General features: G+C 54.6%; 16 protein-coding genes and 1 tRNA gene. 5 read left to right on the top strand and 12 right to left on the bottom strand.

Going from position 1 to position 20,673, the window contains the following annotated elements; all coding sequences use genetic code 11:
* Window positions 1–88 precede the first annotated feature (88 nt).
* Window positions 89–165, top strand: a tRNA-Arg gene (locus WHJ28_RS07860).
* Window positions 166–537: 372 nt separating this feature from the next.
* Here WHJ28_RS07860 and WHJ28_RS07855 read toward each other — a convergent pair.
* The 8 genes from WHJ28_RS07855 to dpaL all read right to left on the bottom strand — a co-directional run bounded on the left by WHJ28_RS07855 (window position 538) and on the right by dpaL (window position 9,562).
* Window positions 538–1,824, bottom strand: coding sequence for a cytosine permease (locus WHJ28_RS07855; RefSeq protein WP_340041340.1), 1,287 nt, complete (start codon window positions 1,822–1,824; stop codon window positions 538–540).
* Between the two features lie 17 nt (window positions 1,825–1,841).
* A complete protein-coding gene (locus tag WHJ28_RS07850) occupies window positions 1,842–3,146 on the bottom strand; it encodes an amidohydrolase family protein (RefSeq protein WP_340041338.1) in 1,305 nt (434 codons plus the stop codon).
* A 3-nt stretch (window positions 3,147–3,149) separates the two neighbouring features.
* Complete coding sequence (locus WHJ28_RS07845; protein WP_340041336.1) at window positions 3,150–3,647, bottom strand: nucleoside deaminase; 498 nt, start codon at window positions 3,645–3,647, stop codon at window positions 3,150–3,152.
* Between the two features lie 191 nt (window positions 3,648–3,838).
* The gene (arcC, locus tag WHJ28_RS07840) at window positions 3,839–4,771 is read right to left on the bottom strand and encodes a carbamate kinase (RefSeq protein ID WP_340041334.1); all 933 of its coding nucleotides are present in this window, start codon (window positions 4,769–4,771) and stop codon (window positions 3,839–3,841) included.
* A gap of 12 nt (window positions 4,772–4,783) precedes the next feature.
* On the bottom strand, window positions 4,784–5,992 hold the full coding sequence (locus WHJ28_RS07835; protein WP_340041332.1) for a YgeY family selenium metabolism-linked hydrolase: 1,209 nt from the start codon (window positions 5,990–5,992) through the stop codon (window positions 4,784–4,786).
* Window positions 5,993–6,028: 36 nt separating this feature from the next.
* Window positions 6,029–7,123: a 4Fe-4S binding protein gene (locus tag WHJ28_RS07830; RefSeq protein WP_340041330.1), complete on the bottom strand. Its 1,095-nt coding sequence runs from the start codon at window positions 7,121–7,123 to the stop codon at window positions 6,029–6,031.
* A 17-nt stretch (window positions 7,124–7,140) separates the two neighbouring features.
* Window positions 7,141–8,175, bottom strand: coding sequence for an ornithine carbamoyltransferase (locus WHJ28_RS07825; protein ID WP_340041328.1), 1,035 nt, complete (start codon window positions 8,173–8,175; stop codon window positions 7,141–7,143).
* A 175-nt stretch (window positions 8,176–8,350) separates the two neighbouring features.
* Window positions 8,351–9,562: a diaminopropionate ammonia-lyase gene (gene dpaL, locus WHJ28_RS07820; protein WP_425461112.1), complete on the bottom strand. Its 1,212-nt coding sequence runs from the start codon at window positions 9,560–9,562 to the stop codon at window positions 8,351–8,353.
* A 175-nt stretch (window positions 9,563–9,737) separates the two neighbouring features.
* Here dpaL and WHJ28_RS07815 point away from each other — a divergent pair, with 175 nt between their 5' ends.
* Entirely contained in the window at window positions 9,738–10,325 is a 588-nt protein-coding gene (locus WHJ28_RS07815) for a TetR/AcrR family transcriptional regulator (protein WP_340041326.1), read from the top strand.
* Window positions 10,326–10,354: 29 nt separating this feature from the next.
* Here the strand turns inward: WHJ28_RS07815 and WHJ28_RS07810 are convergent, their stop codons facing one another.
* The 4 genes from WHJ28_RS07810 to WHJ28_RS07800 form a co-directional block, all read right to left on the bottom strand.
* Window positions 10,355–10,693, bottom strand: a complete 339-nt coding sequence (locus WHJ28_RS07810; RefSeq protein WP_340041324.1) for an integrase core domain-containing protein — start codon at window positions 10,691–10,693, stop codon at window positions 10,355–10,357.
* On the bottom strand, window positions 10,585–10,842 hold the full coding sequence (locus WHJ28_RS16510) for an IS3 family transposase (protein ID WP_425461114.1): 258 nt from the start codon (window positions 10,840–10,842) through the stop codon (window positions 10,585–10,587). Before WHJ28_RS16510 ends, WHJ28_RS07810 begins: the two co-directional genes overlap by 109 nt.
* Window positions 10,843–10,901: 59 nt before the next feature.
* Window positions 10,902–11,216: an imidazolonepropionase gene (locus tag WHJ28_RS07805; protein WP_340041322.1), complete on the bottom strand. Its 315-nt coding sequence runs from the start codon at window positions 11,214–11,216 to the stop codon at window positions 10,902–10,904.
* 98 nt (window positions 11,217–11,314) lie between these two features.
* A complete protein-coding gene (locus tag WHJ28_RS07800) occupies window positions 11,315–11,905 on the bottom strand; it encodes a TetR/AcrR family transcriptional regulator (protein ID WP_340041531.1) in 591 nt (196 codons plus the stop codon).
* Between the two features lie 533 nt (window positions 11,906–12,438).
* Here WHJ28_RS07800 and WHJ28_RS07795 point away from each other — a divergent pair.
* The 3 genes from WHJ28_RS07795 (at window position 12,439) to WHJ28_RS07785 (ending at window position 20,251) form a co-directional block, all read left to right on the top strand.
* Window positions 12,439–14,601, top strand: a complete 2,163-nt coding sequence (locus WHJ28_RS07795) for an S-layer homology domain-containing protein (protein ID WP_340041320.1) — start codon at window positions 12,439–12,441, stop codon at window positions 14,599–14,601.
* A gap of 79 nt (window positions 14,602–14,680) precedes the next feature.
* Complete coding sequence (locus tag WHJ28_RS07790) at window positions 14,681–15,358, top strand: prolipoprotein diacylglyceryl transferase family protein (protein WP_340041318.1); 678 nt, start codon at window positions 14,681–14,683, stop codon at window positions 15,356–15,358.
* Between the two features lie 6 nt (window positions 15,359–15,364).
* A complete protein-coding gene (locus WHJ28_RS07785; protein WP_340041316.1) occupies window positions 15,365–20,251 on the top strand; it encodes an S-layer homology domain-containing protein in 4,887 nt (1,628 codons plus the stop codon).
* Window positions 20,252–20,673: the final 422 nt, after the last annotated feature.

Here is a 20,673-nt window from a genome sequence, read left to right as displayed (position 1 = left end):
AGTTTTTTTGATAAAATCAAAATTAGCTCTTTACAAACAGAGGGATGGTTGCTATAATAATCTGGCACGTTAAAAGAGCGTGCCAGACGCGCCCGTAGCGCAATTGGATAGAGCGTCAGATTCCGGTTCTGAAGGCTGGGGGTTCGAGTCCCTTCGGGCGTACCATGAAGAAATCCTGTAACCACAATGGTTACAGGATTTCTTTATGCGAAGGAAGGGCCTGTTGCAAGATGCGCTCTCAGACCCAAAAGGGAAATTTGTGTATTAAAACAGTTAGCCAAAACCGCCGCCTGGACGGTTCTGGCTAACTTTTTCTTTGGCCTATTTTTTCGGGATTCTATTTTGCAACAAGCCCGTTCTGCAATATAAATTTAAGGCCTCCAGAAGTAAAACGCGTAAGACATGATGATAATACTGATTACCAGCAAAATGCTTCCGGTCAATAGGACGGCAGGGGTAGTTCCCAGACAGGCCACAAAGGAACTGATTCCCATCAGTACTGTTCCAAAGAATGCGATCCATTTATATTTGGTCATTTTAGTTGCCCTCCTTGATTTCGGCCTTTACCGGCTTGAGTTTCATAAGGATGACATAGAGAATCATGGAGATCACGATACCGTTGACGGAAGGCTGTCCAAAGGGCAGAAGATAGACAAGCGCGACAGAAATTGCCCAGGTGATCCAGGCCACGATATTCCAATCTCCGATGTCCGCTTTGGCCAGCTCCTCATAGTGACCGCGCTTGATGATGTAGTAGTCGGCAAAGATGATGCCGGCCAGGGGCGGGACGATGTTGCCCAACACATCGAGGAAGGTAAACAGGAAGGTGATCTCATAGGGCTTTAACATGGTCAGAAGGGCACAGATCACCAGAACGCCCATCAGCATCTTTTTCCGGCCCATATTGAATGCGTTGGAAAGATTCAGGGACATGGAATACAGATTGGCTGCATTCGTGGTGAAGATGTTGGTGGTCATAAGAATGATGCTGGGCAGGATCAGTCCCATAGAGAGCAGTACAGCCGTCAGATCGCTGTTGTTCAGGGCAATGGCTGTAATTGCACCGCAGATGACCAGGAGACTGTTGCCGCCCACCAGACCGGTGACGCCGCTGAGCATGGCCTCCTTGGTATTTTTGGCGTAGCGCATGATATCGGCGATACAGGCCACCGTACCAAATACCCAGGTACCGATGATCAGAGTGGTTCCCTCCACGATGGTAATGGGAGTGGTGGGAACATAATTCAGAATCATAGAAAAGTCGCCTGTTACCGTCACCGCTTTGATGGAAGCGGCGATGGACAGGAAGATTACCGCCGGAATGGCCACATAGCCCAAGATCGAAATGGCGTCAAAGCCAAACAGAGCAAACATACCCATCACCAACGCGCTGAGCATCATACAGATGATCTCACCCACGCCGCCCAAATTGAGTACCTGGGCGATCAGATGGCCGTAGGTGGCAGACTGAATGGCATACCAGCCGATATTGACAACAGGAACGAACAAAGACGTAATTTTTGACCCTTTTAATCCAAAACTGTGTCTGGTCAGCAGGGCGAAGGTAAGGCCGGTACGGCTGGCAATGATACTGACCAGAATGGCCAGAACGCTTAAAAAGACATTTCCCAGGATGGTGGCCAGAATGATTTCGCGGAACGTCAGACCGGCGGCCAGGCCGCCGCCTGCCACCATGCTGGTGATGAGGAATACATAGCCGGTCCAAATAATGGTGATGCTGGCGAAACTCTTTCGTTTGTCCCGTGGGACCTCGCACAGTTCATAGTCGTTGTCTGCTGCCTTGACTTTTTCCTTTTCCTTCATGAATGACGCCCCTTTCATCATTTCTGCTGGGAAATACGTGCCCATACTTTCTGAGCACTTGCGCGGCTCTTTTGGCAGATCTCAGATTCATCAAACTGTACCTGGTAATTTCTCATCTTTGCTTCACCGGCACACCAGACGTCGCTGGGCCGGTAGCTGTTGAATATGCCGTCCAGGATGTGTGCCCAAACATTTTCCTGGGTGATGGGGGTAGGCGGGAGATAGGGTGCAAGGGCAAAATCGGCTTCACAGCCGGTATCCAGCCGGCCAAGCTGGATGTGCAGCAGCCGGGAGGCAAATTCATAACCGCTGCGGATGCAGTCCAGCAGCATACCGGAATCAAACCACCAGGGATTCTTGGTACGCAGGTGCATCCCAAACATGGTGTTGCGCAGATCTGCGGCGATATTGGTGCCCAGTGTGTCATTTCCTACCATGACGGGTACACCATACCGGCGGAAGAGGCGAAAATCAGGGATACCGTTTCCGGTGTTCAGGTTTGAGGTCACATTGATGGCTGCTGTGGCGCCGTATTCAGCCATCAGCGCCGCTTCCCGATCATTGATGTTGACACAGTGGGCGAAGATGCTGTTGGGAGTAATCAGGCCGTGATCTGCAAAACGCTCCACGATCCGTTTTCCGTAACGGGCTACCGACTCCTCTTCGTCCTCCAGGCTTTCGCCCACATGGACGTGCAGCGGGATATTACCGATCTCCTGTGCGACCCGGTCTAGGGTCCGTTCACTGAGTGACAGGGAAGCGTGCATTCCAAACATGGCCCCGTGCATTTCACTGCCGCCTTTTTGGGCAAAGGACAGGTTTTCACGAATACAGGCATCCACATCAAACCGATCGCTGGTTTCAAAACAGAAGAGGCCGCGCAGTCCGCTTTCGTCTACCCAGGCCTGCTTGAGTGCATCCAGCGTGCCCTCTATCTGGGTTCCGCTAGCGTGGTGGTCAAAAATGGTGGTCACGCCGCAGCGGATATGGTCCAGAGCCAGTGTTTTTGCGCTCCAGTAGGAGCTTTCCACATCAAGAGCACCATCCACCGTCCAGTAGAGCTGCTCCAGCTGTTCCCGGAAGCTGGTGGAGCGGATGGGCGGCAGGGGACAGCCTCTCATATAAGCGCCGTATAAATGGGCGTGGCAGCTCAGCAGACCGGGCAGCAGAAACGCACCCTTTGCGTCGAGCACTTCACAGCTCTCTGGCTGATGCCACTGACTCATGGGGCCGGTTTCGGTGATTTTACGGTCAAAGATAAGATAGCTGTCCGGACGGTAGGAGTAGAAGTCGTAAATATTGGCATGAATGATGGCTTTCATGGCTCAGACTCCCTCAGGTGGGATACCGGGAATCCCCAGGGAGCAGACCCAATCCCGAATGATCTTGTTTGCCGGAGGGAAGGGAGCGCCGCTTTCCGAAATCATGGGTTTTGGGCTCCGGGCCGCAAATTCCTCGCTGTGGATCTCCAGGCCGCCGGGCAGGAGTTTGTTCAGATCTGCCTCGGACATGGCGTATTTGACCTTGGGGATCCCAGCCCAGAACAGAGCGCCCATACACATGACACAGGGCTCCATCAGGGCGTAGACCGTACATTTGGACAGAAATTCCTGCGGATATGCCTGTACCGCCCGCTGGGCCAGGACAATGGTATCGTGGGCGGTGGGATCGTTCCGGGTGTGAGCCAGATTTCCCTGCTCCATCACGATTTCTCCATTCTCATCCACCAGGATACTGGCAAAACCGTCGTCTCCCCGGTCCATGGCTTCTCGGGCAAGTTCGGCGGTTCGCTGAAAGTAAAATTCGTCCGCTTTCCACTTCATGCTGCGAAACCTCCCTTCAGAATTGCCTATATTTTATCGATTAGTCAGTCTGTGGTCAATTCACAAAGTGACCGCATTTTTGAGACAAAAATTGTGCAATATAGACAATAAAATGCGATAATTATTATTAAAAACGACGAATAAACCATGCTTCATTCAGCACGGCTTATTCGTCGTTATACGATGGCTTTTTATTGGGTGATCACAGTGCCGGTCAGACCGTTCAGCGCGTCACCTGCTTTTTCCAAAAGGGTAATCAATGCTTTGCGTCCCGGTTTGGAGGCAGCAAACTCCATGGCGGCCTGTACTTTGGGCAGCATGGAACCGGCGGCAAATTCTCCGTCGGCCACATATTTGGCAGCCTGACCCGGTGTCAGGCGATCCAGCCAGACCTGATCCGGCTTTCCAAAGTGGATGGCAACTTTTTCTACGGCGGTGAGAATAATCAGCTCGTCGGCGTCCAGGGACTTGGCCAGCACGCAGCTGGCAAAGTCCTTGTCCACCACAGCGCCCACACCCCGCAGGTAACATCCCTGACGAACAACAGGGATACCGCCGCCGCCTGCCGCGACGACCACCTGTCCGGCCTGAAGGAGGGTGCGGATGGTGTCGATCTCCATGATCTCCTGAGGCTTTGGGGAGGCAACCACCCGCCGATAGCCCCGGCCGGCATCCTCCATAAAGCGATAGCCCTCTTTTTCCAGCTCTTTGGCCTCCTCCAGGGATAGAAAGCGGCCAATCGGTTTGGTGGGGTGCTGGAAGGCGGGATCGTCGGGGTCTACCCGGGTCTGGGTGATCACAGTGGTGACCGGCTTATCAATGCCCCGATTCAGCAGTTCCGCATGGAGGAAACTCTGAAGATCATAACCGATGTAGCCCTGGCTCATGGCCACACAGACGGACATGGGAATGATGGACTGTCTGGGATCGGCCCGATGGAGTTCCGACATGGCCAGATTGATCATGCCAACCTGGGGGCCGTTGCCGTGGGAAATCACGATTTCGTTTCCCTCTGCGATCAGGTCAGCCAGAATGCGGGAGGTATATTTGACCGCCTCCATCTGTTCAGGCAGGGTGTTTCCCAGGGCGTTTCCACCCAGGGCCACCACAATGCGCTTTTTCATCTGTCCCGCTCCTTACTTCAGGATGTAGGGCAGCATGGTGTAGAAGGCGCTGCAGGTGACCAGATCGTTGACGCGGGTAGTCTCATTGGGCTTGTGGCAGGCCTCCACGTCGCCAGGCCCCATGATGACGGTGGGAATGTGATGGCGGCCGCAGAAGGCTACGGCGTTGGTGGAGTACACACAGGGGCCGGGCACCAGATCCTTGCCGTACAGCTCCTGGAATGCCTTGCGGGAGGACACCACCAGCTCATGATTCTCCTCGGTCTTCCAGGTGGGGAAGTAGAGCTCCTGGGTAAAGTCGGTGTTCTTGTAGCCGCGCTTGGCATAGGAGGGCATATAGACCTTGTAGGGAGGCTCGCCCAGAGCCTTGGTGATGTAGTCCACCACCTGGCCGATGGCGATCTCTTCGTTCTCACCCCAGGTCAGGCGGCGATCCAGATAGAGCTTGGCCTCATCGGGAACGGAGCACTGGGAGGGGCCCTTGACCTCCATGGAGGAGACCACCACGGAGCCCTTGCCCAGGAAATTGTCCTCATCGGGCTGCAGGTCCTCGTTCAGCTGCTCCATGGCCAGAGCGGCGCGGGCGGCCTTGTAGGCGGCGCTGACGCCGTTGTGGGGCAGGGAACCGTGAGAGGAGATGCCCTTGAGGAGGATCTCAATCTCCATGCGGCCCCGCTGGCCCCGGAACAGACGGCAGGCGGTGGGCTCGCTGGACACGATATAGTCGGGCTTCAGGCCCTCCTTTTCGATCTCATAGAGCCAGCACAGACCGTCGCAGTCCTCTTCCATAACCGTAAAGGTGTAGTAGATGGTGAACTCGCCGTCGTAGCCCAGTTCCTTCAGCATCCGGGCGGAGGCGATCATACAGGCGGCGCCGCCCAGCTGATCGGAAGCGCCCAGGCCGTACACCAGGCCGTCCTCGGTGACCTCGCCGCAGAAGGGGTCCTTGTTCCACTGGGTCCGGTCACCCACCTCTACGGTGTCGATGTGGGCGTCAAAGGCCAGCTTCTTGGGGCCATGGCCCACCCGGCCCACCACGCTGCCCAGACCGTCAATGTGGACCTCGTCAAAGCCGGCCTCCTGGCACAGCTGCACGATCAGTTCACAGCGGTCCTTCTCGCGGCCGGAGAAGCCGGGGACCCGGATCATCTTTCCCAGCAGCTCGGCAGTATAGGCCCTGTACTTCTCACTGAGCTCACGAATGCGTTCGGTCGGTACCATGATCATAAATCTCCTTTACAAATAATCTTATAATCTTCAGATTTCAGGAATGACATTGGTAATGGCACGGGTGGGGCATCTGGTCTCACACAGGCCGCAGCCAAAACACTTGGACTGGTCCACCACAGGCTTGCCCTGTTCCATATGCAGCGCAAAGTAGGGGCAGCAGCGCTCACACAGACCGCAGCCGGTGCAGGTATCCTGATCAAAGTGGGGGAAGGAGGGGGTGTTGCTGGGAACAGTGGTGGTCAGGCCGGTGGCTTTGACATCCTCCACGCTGGTAAAACGATAGCGCTCCAGGGCGGCGGGCAGATCCGCCAGGATCTTGCCGTACAGATCCCGGCCCTTCCGCATGGCTTCGGACAACATCTGGACCGCGTCGGCTCCCGCCAGCAGGAACTCGATCACGTCCTCTGCGGTGGCGCAGCCGCCGCTGGCAATGACCGACAGGTCGGGGAAGGCCTGTTTGATCATGTGAACGTAGGCCAGAGCCAGAGGTTTGATGGCGGGGCCGGAAGTCCAGACGTAGCCGTCGGCGGTGCCGATCAGGGGGCGGCGGTGCTCGATATCGATGACCATGTTCGGGCCGAGAGAGGTGATGGCCACGATACCGTCCGCGCCGCTCTCCCGGCAGGAGGCGGCAAAGCCCACGGGATCGGAGATATTGGCGTTCATTTTGACCCAGATGGGCTTTTTGGTGAGGCTCCGCAGCACTGCCACGATCCGCTTGACCTCATCGAAGTCTTTGCCCACATACCGGGGAATGTACTCATAGCCAGCCACAAGGGGCTCCAGCTGGGGGATCATCTGCCGCAGGTCTTTGTCGTCATACCCCACACTGGCAATAATGGGCGTGTCACACTGCTTGCGTACCTCGGGGAGGTACTCCCCGATCCATTGGGATGCGGGATGCTCCGACCAGGCTTCGGAATTGAAGATCATGGTCCGGTTGCCGGCGATACAGGGGCGGCCCACTTCCGCCGCATCCGGCGCAATGGTTTTTGTTACGATGGCGCCCAGTCCCTGCCGGGCCAGATAGAGAATCCGTTCGGCGTCTCCAGTCAATGGGCCAGAGCCGGGGAGCAGGGGAGAAGAGAGCTTCAGCCCGGCGGCATTCGTGGAGATATCCATGAAAACTCCTCCTTTACTCAGCGTCTGCCACCCATAGTCAGATCCATGACTGCCTTGACTGTATGCAGCCGGTTTTCGGCCTCCTGATAGATGATGGAGTGAGGACCATCAATGACGGAATCCTCCACCTCATTGACACGGTCGGCGGGCAGGGCGTGCATATAGATGCTGTTCTCAGAAGTAAGATCCATCAGCGCCTGGGTACACTTCCAGGACTTGTTCTGAGCCAGACGGTCCAGTTCCTCCTGTGTCAGAGTGGTGTTGCCCTCGCGCTTCTCATCGGTGGGAGCCTTCTTGCTGTCGGCGTACCAGCTGCCCCAGTTCTTGGGGATCACCACGTCGGCTCCCTCAAAGGCCTCGCGGATGTTGTGGGTGATGCGGATGGTGCCGCCGTTCTTCCGGGCGTTCTCCTCCGCCTGGGCGATCACCCAGTCGGGCAGTTCGTAGCCCTCGGGATAGGCCAGGGTGACCTCCATCCCATAGCGAGGGAAGAGCAGGGCCTGGGTAACGGGCACAGAGATGGGCTTTTTATGGGTGGTGGCATAGCACCAGATGATGGAGACTTTCAGACCCTGGGTCTTGGTGCGGCCGAAATGCTCCTGGATGGTCATCAGATCGGCCAGACCCTGCATGGGGTGGTACAGGTCGCACTGAAGATTCAGAACGGGCACTCTGGAATACTTGGCCATCTCACGGATGTAGGCGTTGCCCACGCCCCAGCCGCAGTGACGGCAGGCAATGGCGTGGCCGTAGCTGGAAAGGATCATCGCCGTATCCTTGGCGGAATCGCCGTGCTGGATCTGCATCTTGCTGGCGTCCAGGAAGTGGGCGTGGGCACCCAGCTGGGTGGCGCCGGCCTCGGTGGAGTTGCGGGTGCGGGTGGACTCATCAAAGAACATCATGAACACAGTCTCGTCCCGCAGGCTGGCGTGGGGGATCTTCCGCGCAAATTTCAGTTTCAGATCATAAGCGGTGTCCAGGCAGGTATCAATTTCTTCGTTGCTCCACTCCTGCAGAGTGATCAGGTGCTTGCCGCCCATAGAAGTTACCATAATAATTCCTCCGTTTTAGACTGATTGATTGATCAAATACGAGGCCATTTAAAACGAGCTCATGGCTCGCATTAGTTTGATCAGTCAGTCAGATTTTCTGTGCTCATTATATGCCAAAGCTCTTTTTGTGTCAATCTTCTATTCTGGACAAAAAAACCAAAAGAAATTTAGGCATTCAGACGGAGATGTCGGCCCCATTCCATACGATATCGCGATACCGCTGGGGATCAGTGTCACCCTCGGTAGAAAAAAGAAGTACGCTGGAGGTTCCATCAAGGCCGATCGCCTCCCGCAATGCGCGGTACTCCGCGTTCTCCATCAAAGTGGCCAGAAGCCCCATTCCCACGGCGCCGCTTTCTCCGGAAACCACCTGGGGATCGCCCTTACAGGGAGCGGACAGCATTCTCATGCCTTTGGTGGCCACCCAGTCCGGACAAGAGACGAAGAAGGAAGCGTGATTGCGCAGAATATCCCAGGAAATGGTGTTTGGTTCTCCGCAGGCCAGGCCCGCCATCATGGTTTGCAAATCGCCGTCCACGGTACGCAGCTGTCCATCGCCTGCCACGGCACCCTGGTAGAGACAGTCGGCAGCCTGGGCTTCCATGATGATGGTTTTGGGAGGATTTTCGGGGAAGAGATTGTGGAAGAAGCCTACCACAGCGCCAGCCAGAGAGCCTACTCCGGCCTGGACAAAAATATGGGTGGGGCGGGCGGCGTCGAGGGACTTGAGCTGCTCGGCGGCCTCCATAGCCATGGTTCCGTAGCCCTGCATGATCCAGGCGGGGATCTCCTCATAGCCATCCCAGGCGGTGTCCTGTACTATGACGCCGCGCTCTGTCTCTGCGGCTTCAGCGGCGGCAATGCGCACACATTCATCATAGTTGACCTCCTCAATGGTTACCTTGGCCCCTTCCCGGGCAATGTTGTCAAAGCGGGACTTGCTGCTGCCCTTGGGCATATGGACTACGGCCTTTTGCCCCAGACGGTTGGCGGCCCACGCCACACCCCGGCCGTGGTTGCCGTCTGTGGCGGTAAAGAAGGTGGCCTGTCCGAATTCCCGCTTGAGCTGGTCGCTGGTCAGGTAATCATAGCTCATTTCCTCTACAGATTTACCAAGCGCTTTAGCGATGTACCGGGCCATGGCAAAAGAACCGCCCAAAACTTTAAAGGCATTCAGGCCAAACCGATAGGACTCATCCTTGACAAACAGGTCCTTCAACCCAAACTGTCCGGCCATGCGGGAAAGCCTGGCAAGAGGGGTAACGGCGTATTGGGGAAAACTCTGGTGAAATCCGCGGGCCCGCTGCACCTCATCCAGAGCCATGACGCTCAGCTGCTGGTCCCCGCTTTTGGGCATTTTGTTGGCGCTCCACTTGATGACTTCCATAATAATCCTCCATTTCTGACCGCTCTTCTGTCGGTCTATAGCGAATATATCATACTGCCCCAAATAAATCAACTAGTCAGTCAGTGGAGGGGGTTTGATTTTTTGAGCCTGGTTTGATATACTGATTTTACAAAAGAATGCAGGAAAGAGGCTGCTGTCAATGGAGTATAATCCTATGGAAGAAACCATTCTCTCTGCGGCGTTTGAGGTGGTGGACAGGGAGACGCTTGCCGGAACCCGTATGCGCCTGATTGCTGAGGAAGCCGGAGTGGTGCAATCCAACCTTCACTATTATTTTAAGACCAAGCGGGACCTGCTGTTGGCCCTGCTGCGATATATCCAGAAAAACTTTTCAGAAAAGCGGGACGCGGTGCTTGCGCAGCGTTCGAATGATCTAAAGGATAAGCTGTCTGGCTTTTTTGAACAGAAGAAGCAGATTATACAGGACGAGCCTCAGTATGACAGAACTCAGTTTGACTACTGGTGCATGGGACGGGTAGACCCTGAAATCAATGAGGAATTTTATCAGTCCTATCAGATCTGGAGAAAGCATATTGCGGAAACAGTCCGCCTGTACGATCCCGCGGTGGAGCCGGAGGAGGCTGATCTGCTTGCTCATGTTATGGTTTCCATGATGATGGGCGAATCCCTTCAGGTTCTAAACTCCAAATTGACAGTTGATCTGGAGCTGTATGCAACCCTCTGCTGTGATATGCTCATGGAATATCTTCGCCCCACTCCCTCGTCCGTACAGACATCATAAAAATGCCCCTGGGAGGTAAGTATCAAGTTTTAAGAGGAGAGGCGTCGCGTCAGCGGCGCCTCTCCAGTTTTTAGCAGGATGCGCTCATGGTTGTAGAAGTAAATATAGCGATCAATCAACTCGTTGGCCTGTGAGAAGGTAGCCGGTTTGTGGCGGTAAATACATTCTGTTTTGAGAACAGAGAAAAAATTTTCCGCCATTGCATTGTCATAAGGGTTTCCACGCCTTGACATAGACGGCGTAATGCCGTATGTTTGAGTTAGCTCAAAATATGCTTGTGAGGCGTACTGAGCACCCTGGCCGCTGTGGAGCTGCAACTCCGCAGCACAGTTTTGGGGTTGCGGAAGATATTCTGACTTTTCAGCCATAACCACATCCGCCGGTAGCCATAGGTTCGGAAACTGCGTTCCCGCTGCTGTGCAATGAGCTCCGAAAGAGCTGCGTCCTTTTCCGGCCTGCCCTGGCGATGGACAAAGGCGTAGTAACCGCTTCTGGATACTCCAAAGAATTTACACATGACTGCCACGGGATACTCTGTCCTGTGACGATAGATGACATAGTATTTAACCTGTGCCTTCACTTCCTTTCTGCGCAGCGCAGAAAATCCCGCAGTAGTTTGTTCTCCATACGCAGCCGCTGGATCTCATAGGCCTGCTCCGCCACAATGTCTCTTGGTACGGCATCTTTTCTCGGCCGGCCTTTCGGCCGTGGGCAGATTCCGGCTTCCAGCTTTCGTTCTTTTCTCCGCTCGCGCTCAAGCAGCCTTTTTACCACCTGTTTATCCCGAAAGCCGTAGTATTCCGCTACTTCCCGCTGACTTTTCCCCTCTGCCAGCATGGCCTTGATCTCTGGCAGCAGCGCTTGAACGTGTGTGTAATTCCGTTTTCCCATGATAAGACCCCCTGATGTAGTCTATTTTCCTACATCAGGGGGCCTTTTGTCACTGTCCGTTTTTACTGGATCAGTTCATTATGTTTGATGAGTCAGAATCAACCACTTTGCTGCAGTTTGTTCAATTCCAAAACAATCAGTTTTGTACAGACTTCAAAATAGCGATCCAGGTCAAAATCGGCCCGGTTTATGATCTGCATGACAGCCCCGATGAACATGGATACCATGATGTAGCTCAGGGCTCGCTGCGTATTGGCGGGAATGCGGGGGTATGCCTCAGTAATCATACGGACCGCCTGATCCCGCCAACCTTCATAGCTTTCGTCAAACAGCGCCTGCATTTCCGGCTCTGTATGGGCGTACAGCCAGAAATCGATCTGTACCGTCTCATAGCGCCAGTCCTCATCCAACAGACGCCTGGGTTCCTGGAAGAAATGTGCGATCCGACTTTCAACGGGGGTATTCTGGTCCGCGGTATCCTGTTTGCGCCGGGCTGTAAATGTATCCTGAATCATACAGAAGAGGGACTTCATTAACGCATCTTTTGTTTTAAAATGATAGTGCAGGTTTGACTGGGACATCCCGGCCTCTTCGGCAATCAGGTGCATCCTGGTGCGGCTGATGGTTTCCCGCGCCACGACCTCCAGGGCCGCGTCCAGTATGATTTTTTCCTGTGGTGTAACCTTCATTTTTCCCACGCCTTAATTCTTATTTTTATTATTTTATCGTTTCCGGAAGAACCTGTCAAGAAGCCGGGCTTGGGATGCGGCGGTTTGAATTGACTTTGGTTTTCATTCATATTAATGAGGTTTCCCGTTGACGCCGCCTGAGAAAAAGATACGCTTTTGCTCTATTACAGGAAGAGACTGGAAAAATTTTTTTTATCGGAATAGCGGTGGGCATTTCCAACATAGGAATTGCTCTGCTACAAAAGAATATTTCCAGTCGAATCCAGGTTTGTATAAATGTGATGTATTTTTTGGCTGCTGAAAAGAGGAAAATACAGGATTTTATATAATTATCAGAATATTTGTTTTGGACAAACTTTCCTCCATTGGAATTATGGACTTGCCTTCTTTGACTGTTGGTGCTACAATGCCAGTACAGATACAGCCGTTTTGCCTTGATATGCACAGCTGTAACATTGGAGGTGAAAGCGCCCAAGTATACATTCCATGCGCGTTTTGTACCCCACATTCTATTGGATTGGAGGAATCTCATCGTGAAGAAAACAATTTTGGGAGCATCTCTCGCTGTGTGTATGTCTATGTCTCTTATGACAGGACCTGCATTTGCTGCCGAATCTGATGCCTTTACAGACATCGAAGGACACTGGGCGGAGTCCAGCATTGAGCGTTGGACTGATTATGATGTTGTGGACGGCAAGGGGAACGGTATTTTTGATCCTGACGGCGTCATGACCCGCGCCGAGTTTGCCAAGGTGCTGGCTACCACTATGGGCCTTGAAAAGAAAGCTGACGTCAGCGCTTTTGCTGATCTGGAGGAGGGCGCCTGGTATGTCTCTCCCATTGCTCAGTGCGTGGAGGCCGGTATCCTGAACGGCACTGGCAACAACACTATGTCTCCTCTGGCTCCTATCTCCCGTGAACAGGCGTTTACCATGATCGCCCGTGCTTTTGGCATTGTGCCCGTGGAGAAGGAACTGCCCTTTGCCGATGCTGATACTGTTTCGGACTATGCGCTGGGCTATGTGGCAGCCATGAATGAATATGGCTGGGTCAATGGCGTCAGCGGCGGTGGTTTTGCTCCTCTGGATGATATCACCCGGGGCAGTGTTATGTCCCTGCTGGACCGTATCGTAACCGTCTACAGCAACACAGACAAGGCTGAAGTGACCTGTGACGGCGGCGTGGTGCTGCTGACCGGCGACAACGCCACCCTGACCGGTAAGGCTGATCTGGTCGTGGTGACGGGCCAGAACGTCAACCTGGATAAGGGCCAGTTTGAGCAGGTGATCGTGCTGTCCGACGACGGTAAGATCGTGGCCAATAAGGATGCTGTGGTGGAGCACCTGCAGCTGGACGGCAGCGGCAACACCGTCAGTGGTACCGGTACTGTAAAGGACGTACTGGCCAACGGCAATAACAATACCATCAACACCAAAAACACCAAGGTAACCGCCGGTGAGGAGACCACCGGTACCAAGGCCGGCAACAAGAACGTGGCTGCCGGTGGGAGCGTTACCACACCTTCCGGTTCCACCGGCGGCGGTGGAGGCGGAACCGTGGTTCCCGATGAAAATGAGGCTCAGCTGGCTGTTGAGGGGGCCTGGGATGAGCTGAATAAGGCTCTGGAAGATTTCAAGGGTCATGACGGTGCTCAGCTGGTGACTGCTACCCGCAGTGGTGACCAGTTTGCCCTGACCCTGAACGTGGACGCCATTATGGCCGGCAATGCCGCTGTGGGCGAGGATGTGCTGAATGGCCTGGCTACCCGGCTGAAGAAGGCGCTGGATGATCATTTTGGCCAGTATGTTCTCACCGTAGCCGATCAGAAGGTCTATGACAAAGGTGCGTTCCAGAACACTGAGCTGAAGAACGCACTGTTTGCCGTATCCCAGGGTTTCTTTGAGTATCTGAGCAAGATGGAAGCCGACGCTAACGGTGTTTATACCTACAAGACTGTGAGCGCCAAAGCTGAGGGCACCGATTCTTACAACTTCAACATCAGCGTAAAGATGACGGGAGAGGACGTTGCCAAGGTGCAGAAGCTGGCCAAGAGCCTGGCCGACCACCTGAGCATGGAGAAGCTGAGCAGCGATGAAATCACGAACCGCTACGGGATCACCGTCAATGAAACCGAGGCCTTTGTGGTCACCATGGAGATGCCCGACGCCCTGATGAAGAAGGCTGTGGAGATTGCCGAGGGGAAGGGCATCAGCGCGGAGCAAATGCAGAATACCTTTGATAGCGTTACTGTGGGCCGGCTGCTGAATGAGTTGGCAAAGCTGAATCTGAACGATATCCTGGGCAGCGGCGCCGACGAGATCAATTCTGTTCTTACTACCGTGAACAGCAATGCAAATGTGATCAACAAGGTCCTGAGCAAGCTGACGGTTCAGGTTAATGATACCCCCTTCTTCACTGGTGACCATGGCGTATTTACCCCCGGTACGGAGGGATCTGCCTGGCAGAATTTCATGAGCGGCGTTGTTGGAATGACCAGCGACGGGATCAAGGAAATGACGCCCGGTCAGTTTAAGGATGCTGATGGTTCCATGAGCAAGGATAATTACTACGCCGTTCCTGTGACTGTGACCGTGGATCTGGAGTCCTCCATGGGCTTCACCGCCACCGAAACTGTGGTTGTGGTGCTGCACATTGATTTTAGCGCCTACGCCAATACCAACACCGAGACTCCGTAATTGTACACAACCACCCGGCCGGGGCGGGCAAACTGCCCGCCCCGGCTTTTCTATTCCACATCAAGAAGGGAGCGAACCTATGGAACCGGCTTTGCTGCTCTGCCTGGCCGCCGGTACGCTGTGCAGCGTGGTGTGGCTGTGGCGCTTTCGCAAACAGCTGGCCTTGCCCGCAGCGGCGATCATACCGGCGGCGGTGCTGCACACGGTTGCCGGAGTGCTCTGTGTAAAGCTGTTTGCCGGTCTGGAGGCTTTTCAGCTGACATTGAGCGGCGGCATGAGCCTGTATGGAGGGATCTTCTTCCTGCCATTTTTTTATGTTGCGGTGGGGAAGGTTTTTTCCCGTTCCCTTCCTGAACTGTTTGATGTGCTTACCCTGTGCATGATTTCCACCTTGCTGTTTGCCCGGATGAATTGCATCCTGTCCGGCTGCTGCCGGGGGCTTCCTCTGCCGGGGGGCAGCACGCTGTGCTGGCCCACCCGCGAGGTGGAGATGGTCTTTCACGGGGTGCTGCTGGTGCTGTTTTACCGCCGGCTGCGCCGGCAGAAGCAGCCGGGAACCATCTATCCGCTCTATATGATGGCCTACGGGACCTTCCGATTTGTGGAAGAGTGGTTCCGGGAGGGAAAAGCCCTGTTCTGGGGCTTGCATCCGGCCCACTTCTGGTCCCTTTTGTCCATCGTGATCGGATGCAGCTTTTATTTTGAACTGAAGGCGCGGAACGACCACAAATCATCCCGCGCCAAGAGAAGGAGGTAATGCCTGATGGGAAAAGGCATACTCAAACGAATGACGTCCATGCTGCTGGCGCTGGTGCTGGTGCTGGGCCTGCTGCCGGCAGTAGCGCTGCCCGCCTATGCAGCCCCTGTTTCTGGCCTGAGCGATCCGAGCATCGGGCTGGACAGTAATGGCGGGACATGGAACGCAAAGGGTACCGGCGTCAATGGTTCGGTTAGCGGAAAAGATAAAGAGGGGTGTAGCTCAGCTTCTCCCGGACAGGGTTCTCTGAAAATCAGCAACAACAAGGGTACGGAGGCCGCATTATCCTTTGACTATGCGCTGACGCTGGACGGTGGTTCGGTTGAGATCAACGGCGGTAAGGTTACAGAGAATGGCCATTATTCTACCTCTCTGGCTGCCGGGGGTTCTGTAACGATCTCCATCACCAGTCAGGCAGGTGCGGCACATACTACCAGTATTGCTCTGACCAATTTGTATTTGGTGCGGGACGGCAGTGTTACCGTTACCTTTTTGCCGGCACAGGGCGGCAGCTATACGGTGGACGGCGAAGCGGTAGGCCAAGATGGCCTGTCAAAGACAAACAAAACATCCCATGCCTACACTTTGGCCGCCACCCCGGCGGAAGGGTACCAGTTCCTGGGATGGAAAAACGGGGATGGTGCAGTTATCTCCACCGAGGCCTCTGCCAAGATGTATTTTGACGCAGATACAGCGGTGACCCCCTGGTTCATACCGGTTGGTACGGCGGCCTTTACGGTGGATGGTGCCTATTATACCGACTTGAACCTGGCTGTTGAAAAGGCGCAGGATGGGGGTAAGTTGGTGGTGGTGGCGCAGGACGGCATTTTGCCGGCGGGCGAGTATACTATTCCTAACGGTGTTACATTGCTGGTGCCCTGCGACAGTGCCAATACGATTTATCAGACAGAGCCGGAGACTACAGGCAAGGGTTATACCAAGCCTAGTTGCTACAGAAATCTTATTCTCTCCAACGGAACAAGCATCTCGGTGGAGAGCGGAGGCGCAATCTCCGTGGGGAGCAAGCATACTGGCCTTCAGAATCCAGGCCCTGGCTCCAATACCGGCCCCTATGGACAAATTCAGATGGAAGAGGGCAGTTCCATCACCCTGAATTCCGGAGGTAAACTATACGCTTACGGCTTTATTACCGGTAGCGGCTCCGTTACGGCGCAGAGCGGTTCAGAGGTGCGAGAGTACTTCCAGATTCATGGGTGGCGAGGCGGAAGAGCTTCTCTGAGTATGAAGGGCAGACAAGAGCGAGTGTTTCCCTTCTCACAGTATTATGTTCAGAACGTCGAGGTGCCACTGACTATATTTGCAGGCGCCTCTGAGATACTGTACACTACGGTGTACAGCAGTGTTTCCACTGAATCGGTTGAGGTTCCTTTTGTAGGTAACGGCGGATTGTTCCAGTTAGGGGAGGGAGGGTCCTTTACCAAACGGTATCTGCCAGAGAAGGATAGGATGGAGATAGAGGTCTCCGGGAATTTGACCTTAAATGAGATCAATATCCAGGGCTTTGGTTCCAGCGCCTATGTTCTTCCCCTACATGGAGGACTGTCGGTGACCATACACAACGGTACGGCATCCTTTAACAGCGACATTTCCTTGCTACCGGGCGCAGAACTAACGGTAGATGAGGGGGCCCGGCTCAACCTATCTTCCAATCTCTTCCTTTATGATTCGGAAGAGTGGGTAGACAAAAAATATGTGTTTTCCAATGCGGACCTGCGCCCGGTGAACTATTCGCCTACCCGAAGCTATACCCGCACGGCGGCAGACCTTACTGATGTCACGCTGGATCTCAATGGAACTCTTATAGTGACTGCCGGCGGAATATACACCACGGCGGGCGGTGCCAATATTACCAGCAGCAGCGGGACGGGGACACTCATTCTGCAAAGCGCACCCAGCGAAGCTCAGAAGTTGTACGAAGTGACCCAGTCCGGCAGCGATGTCACTTATTGGGATATTTCCATCACACCCGCCATCCTGCAAAACAGTGACGGCACCGTGACCGCCACCGCCGGGGCGGCGCCAGGTACGATGCTCACCTATCTGCAGGCGGAAGGAAAGTGGATCAAGCAGGAAGCCTTCCCGGGCGTAACGCTGGAACCTGTGTCCATACCCTATGACGGAACTCCGCATACGGTAACGACACAACCTGTTCCGGGCAATCCGCTCCAGATCCAGTATAGCCCTGCGGGCGAAAACGCCTGGACCGGTGACGCCCCGACGGATTCCGGGACCTACGATGTGAAAATCACTCGTCCTGCCGACGCCTATTATACGGAGTATGAGCAGACATTTGAGAACATCGTGGCAATTACCCCGCGACCGGTTGAAGTCACCTGGACAGCAGACAGCTTTATCTATGATGGCACTGTCCACCAGGTCACACCGCAGATTACCAACCTGATACCCGGGGATACGGTGCAGACGACCCTGTCCAATGCGTCTGCCACCAATGCGGGCAGCTATACCGCGGAAATCACCGGGCTGACCGGCGCGGACAGTGGAAACTACACACTTGACGGTGGCTCTGGACTTTCTCAGAAATGGAGCATTGGAAAGGCTGCAAAACCGGAGGTTACGTTCCCCACTGCCGAGGATGCGACTTATAATCCCAAGCAGGTACTGTCCTCTGTTCCGCTGATTGGCGGCAGCACCACATTAGGAACCTTTGCCTGGGCCAATCCAGATATGATTCCTACTCCCGCTGTTTCGGAATATGATGTGATCTTCACTCCTTCGGATCTCTCCAGGCAGAACTACGAGGGAATGGAGGATCCCGTTCAGCAGTCGGTATCTCTCACTGTCAATAAGGCAAAACAGGATGTTCCCACCGGTATCATGGCAGAGCAGCCTTCCGTCATTGACGGCAGCGGCAAACTGACCGGACTGACTGTTGCAATGGAGTGGAGCGCCGATCAGCAAAGCTGGAGCCCCGTTACCGCGGATGAGGCGGCAAACGGTATGGTTGTGGAACCTCCGAAGACGCTCTATATTCGTCTTGCTGAAACGGAATATTATCTTGCCGGCACGGCCGCGGAATTCACCTTTGAGCCGTATGATCCCAATCAGGAACCCACGCCGGCAGCCCGGATCGACTACCAGGAGGAAATGCTCATTGGCCTGGAGGCAGGCAGGGAATATCGTGTCAACGGTACGCCTGTGAGCGCGGATGAACAGGGACGGATCGATTTGGAGGAGGATTGGCTGGGTACCACTGTTCAGCTGATTGCTGCCGGCAACGGCACTACGACGATCGACAGCCAGCCCCAGTCCATTCCCGTTCCCGCCCGTCCGATCGCGCCCACGCTGACGACTCTGAAAGCGACCGAAGATAGTGCGGCTGACGGCGCCATCAACGGCCTGCTTGCTGAGAATCGTTATGAATACCGGGTGAGCGGGGCAGACAGCTGGACGACAGTAGAGGCGGGCAGCACTTCCATTCATGGCCTGCGGCCGGGCAGCTATGAGGTTCGTCAGGCTGCAACAGAAGCTGCCTTCTGCGGGATTGCAGCGACGGTTGTTATTGATGTGCGGAAGCCGGTGTCCATTGCCCTAACCATGCTGCCTGTCCGGTCCTTTTATCTGGAGGGACAGCCGCTGGATCCCACTGGCGGCCAAGTGACCATTACTTATGACGACAATACCACCCGTGTTCTGGAATTGAGCACCGAAATGCTCTCTGGCTACGATCCGGCAAAGCTGGGTCAGCAGGAAGTTACCATCACCGTGGGCGGTTGTACGGCCACATGGATTGTCACAGTGGAAAAGAAGTCGCTGGACTCCATTTCCATTACCAAGCAGCCTGAAAAGACCTCCTATGTTTCCGGCGAGACCTTCTCTGCCAAGGGTATGGAAGTGACAGCACACTACAATAACGGTACCAACGCAGTCGTTACAGACTACACCATTGCGCCGGATGGTCCGTTGAGCACCAATACGACCCAGGTAACCGTCAGTTATACAGAAGGCGAGATCACCAAGACCGCTGCTGTCAGAATTGAAGTTACCACCTCCGGCGGCGGCGGTGGCGGCGGTGGCGGCACCACCGTCAGCAAATACAGCATCACTGTGACAAAGAGCGACAACGGCTCTGTGGCTGCGGATCAAAAGACTGCGGAAGCGGGAGAGACCGTGATTCTCACAGTGACTCCTGATGAGGGCTACAAGCTGGACACCCTTACCATCACTGCCAAGGATGGCAGCAAGGTCAAACTTACCGATAAGGGTGACGGCAAGTATACCTTTACCATGCCTGCCGCTGCGGTCACTGTGAAAGCCGCCTTTGTAAAGGATGACGCCCCTGTAGTGCCCGAGCTGCCTTTCGCTGATGTGAAGGCCGGCGAGTGGTTCTACAATGCGGTGAAGTACGTCTACGACAACAAATTGATGGACGGCATTTCCGCCACTACCTTCGCTCCTTTTATGACCACCAACCGGGGTATGGTCGTCACGATTTTGTGGCGTCTGGAGGGCCAGCCCAAGGCTGAGAATACACTGCCCTTCTCCGACGTGGAAAGCGGTATGTGGTACACCGACGCGGTAAACTGGGCGGCATCTCAGGGAATTGTCAAGGGTTACAGTGATACTGTGTTTGCCTCCGACGACACCGTGACCCGGGAGCAGCTGGCTACCATCCTGTATCGCTATGCTCAGGGTAAGGGTTATGATGTATCTGCCGCAGGCGATTTGACAGCCTTCTCCGACAGTGCTGATGTTTCCGCTTGGGCCGCAGAGGCTATGGAGTGGGCGGTAGGATCCAAACTGCTGTCCGGTAAGGGTGGCAACATACTGGATCCTACCGGCACTGCCACTCGGGCTGAAGTGGCGCAGATCCTGATGAATTTCTGCCAGGTACTGGAGACGGGATTGGGTTAAGGCTGCATATGAACTGAGAACCTCTGGACGTATCAAGAAGCGCCCTTGTAACCAATTTGAACAAGTCCAGTAAGAACGGACAATGACAAAAGGCCCCCTGATGTAGAAAATAGACTACATCAGGGGGCCTTGTCATGGGAAAATGGAATTACACACACATACAAGCACTACTGCCTGAGATTAACGCTATACCGGCAGAGACAAAACCCAGCGGGAGCGGCGGGAAAAACGAAAGCTGGGGACAGGAATCCCGCCGCAGTCAAAAGGCTGGCCAGCGACTGCACATGGAGAATCAGACCTTTTATCACACAAAGCAGCGGATCAGGTTGTAAACACTGATGCCGGTAATGACCAGCAGCAGCCAGAAGAACAGCTTGTCCACAGCCTTGTTATCCATACGGCGGCTGAAGCTGCGGCCCATG

Source organism: Flavonifractor porci, assembly GCF_037572415.1.
GTDB lineage: Bacteria > Bacillota > Clostridia > Oscillospirales > Oscillospiraceae > Flavonifractor > Flavonifractor porci.
Note: the sequence above shows the minus strand (reverse complement) of the source record. Positions and strands in the feature narration are given on the sequence as shown.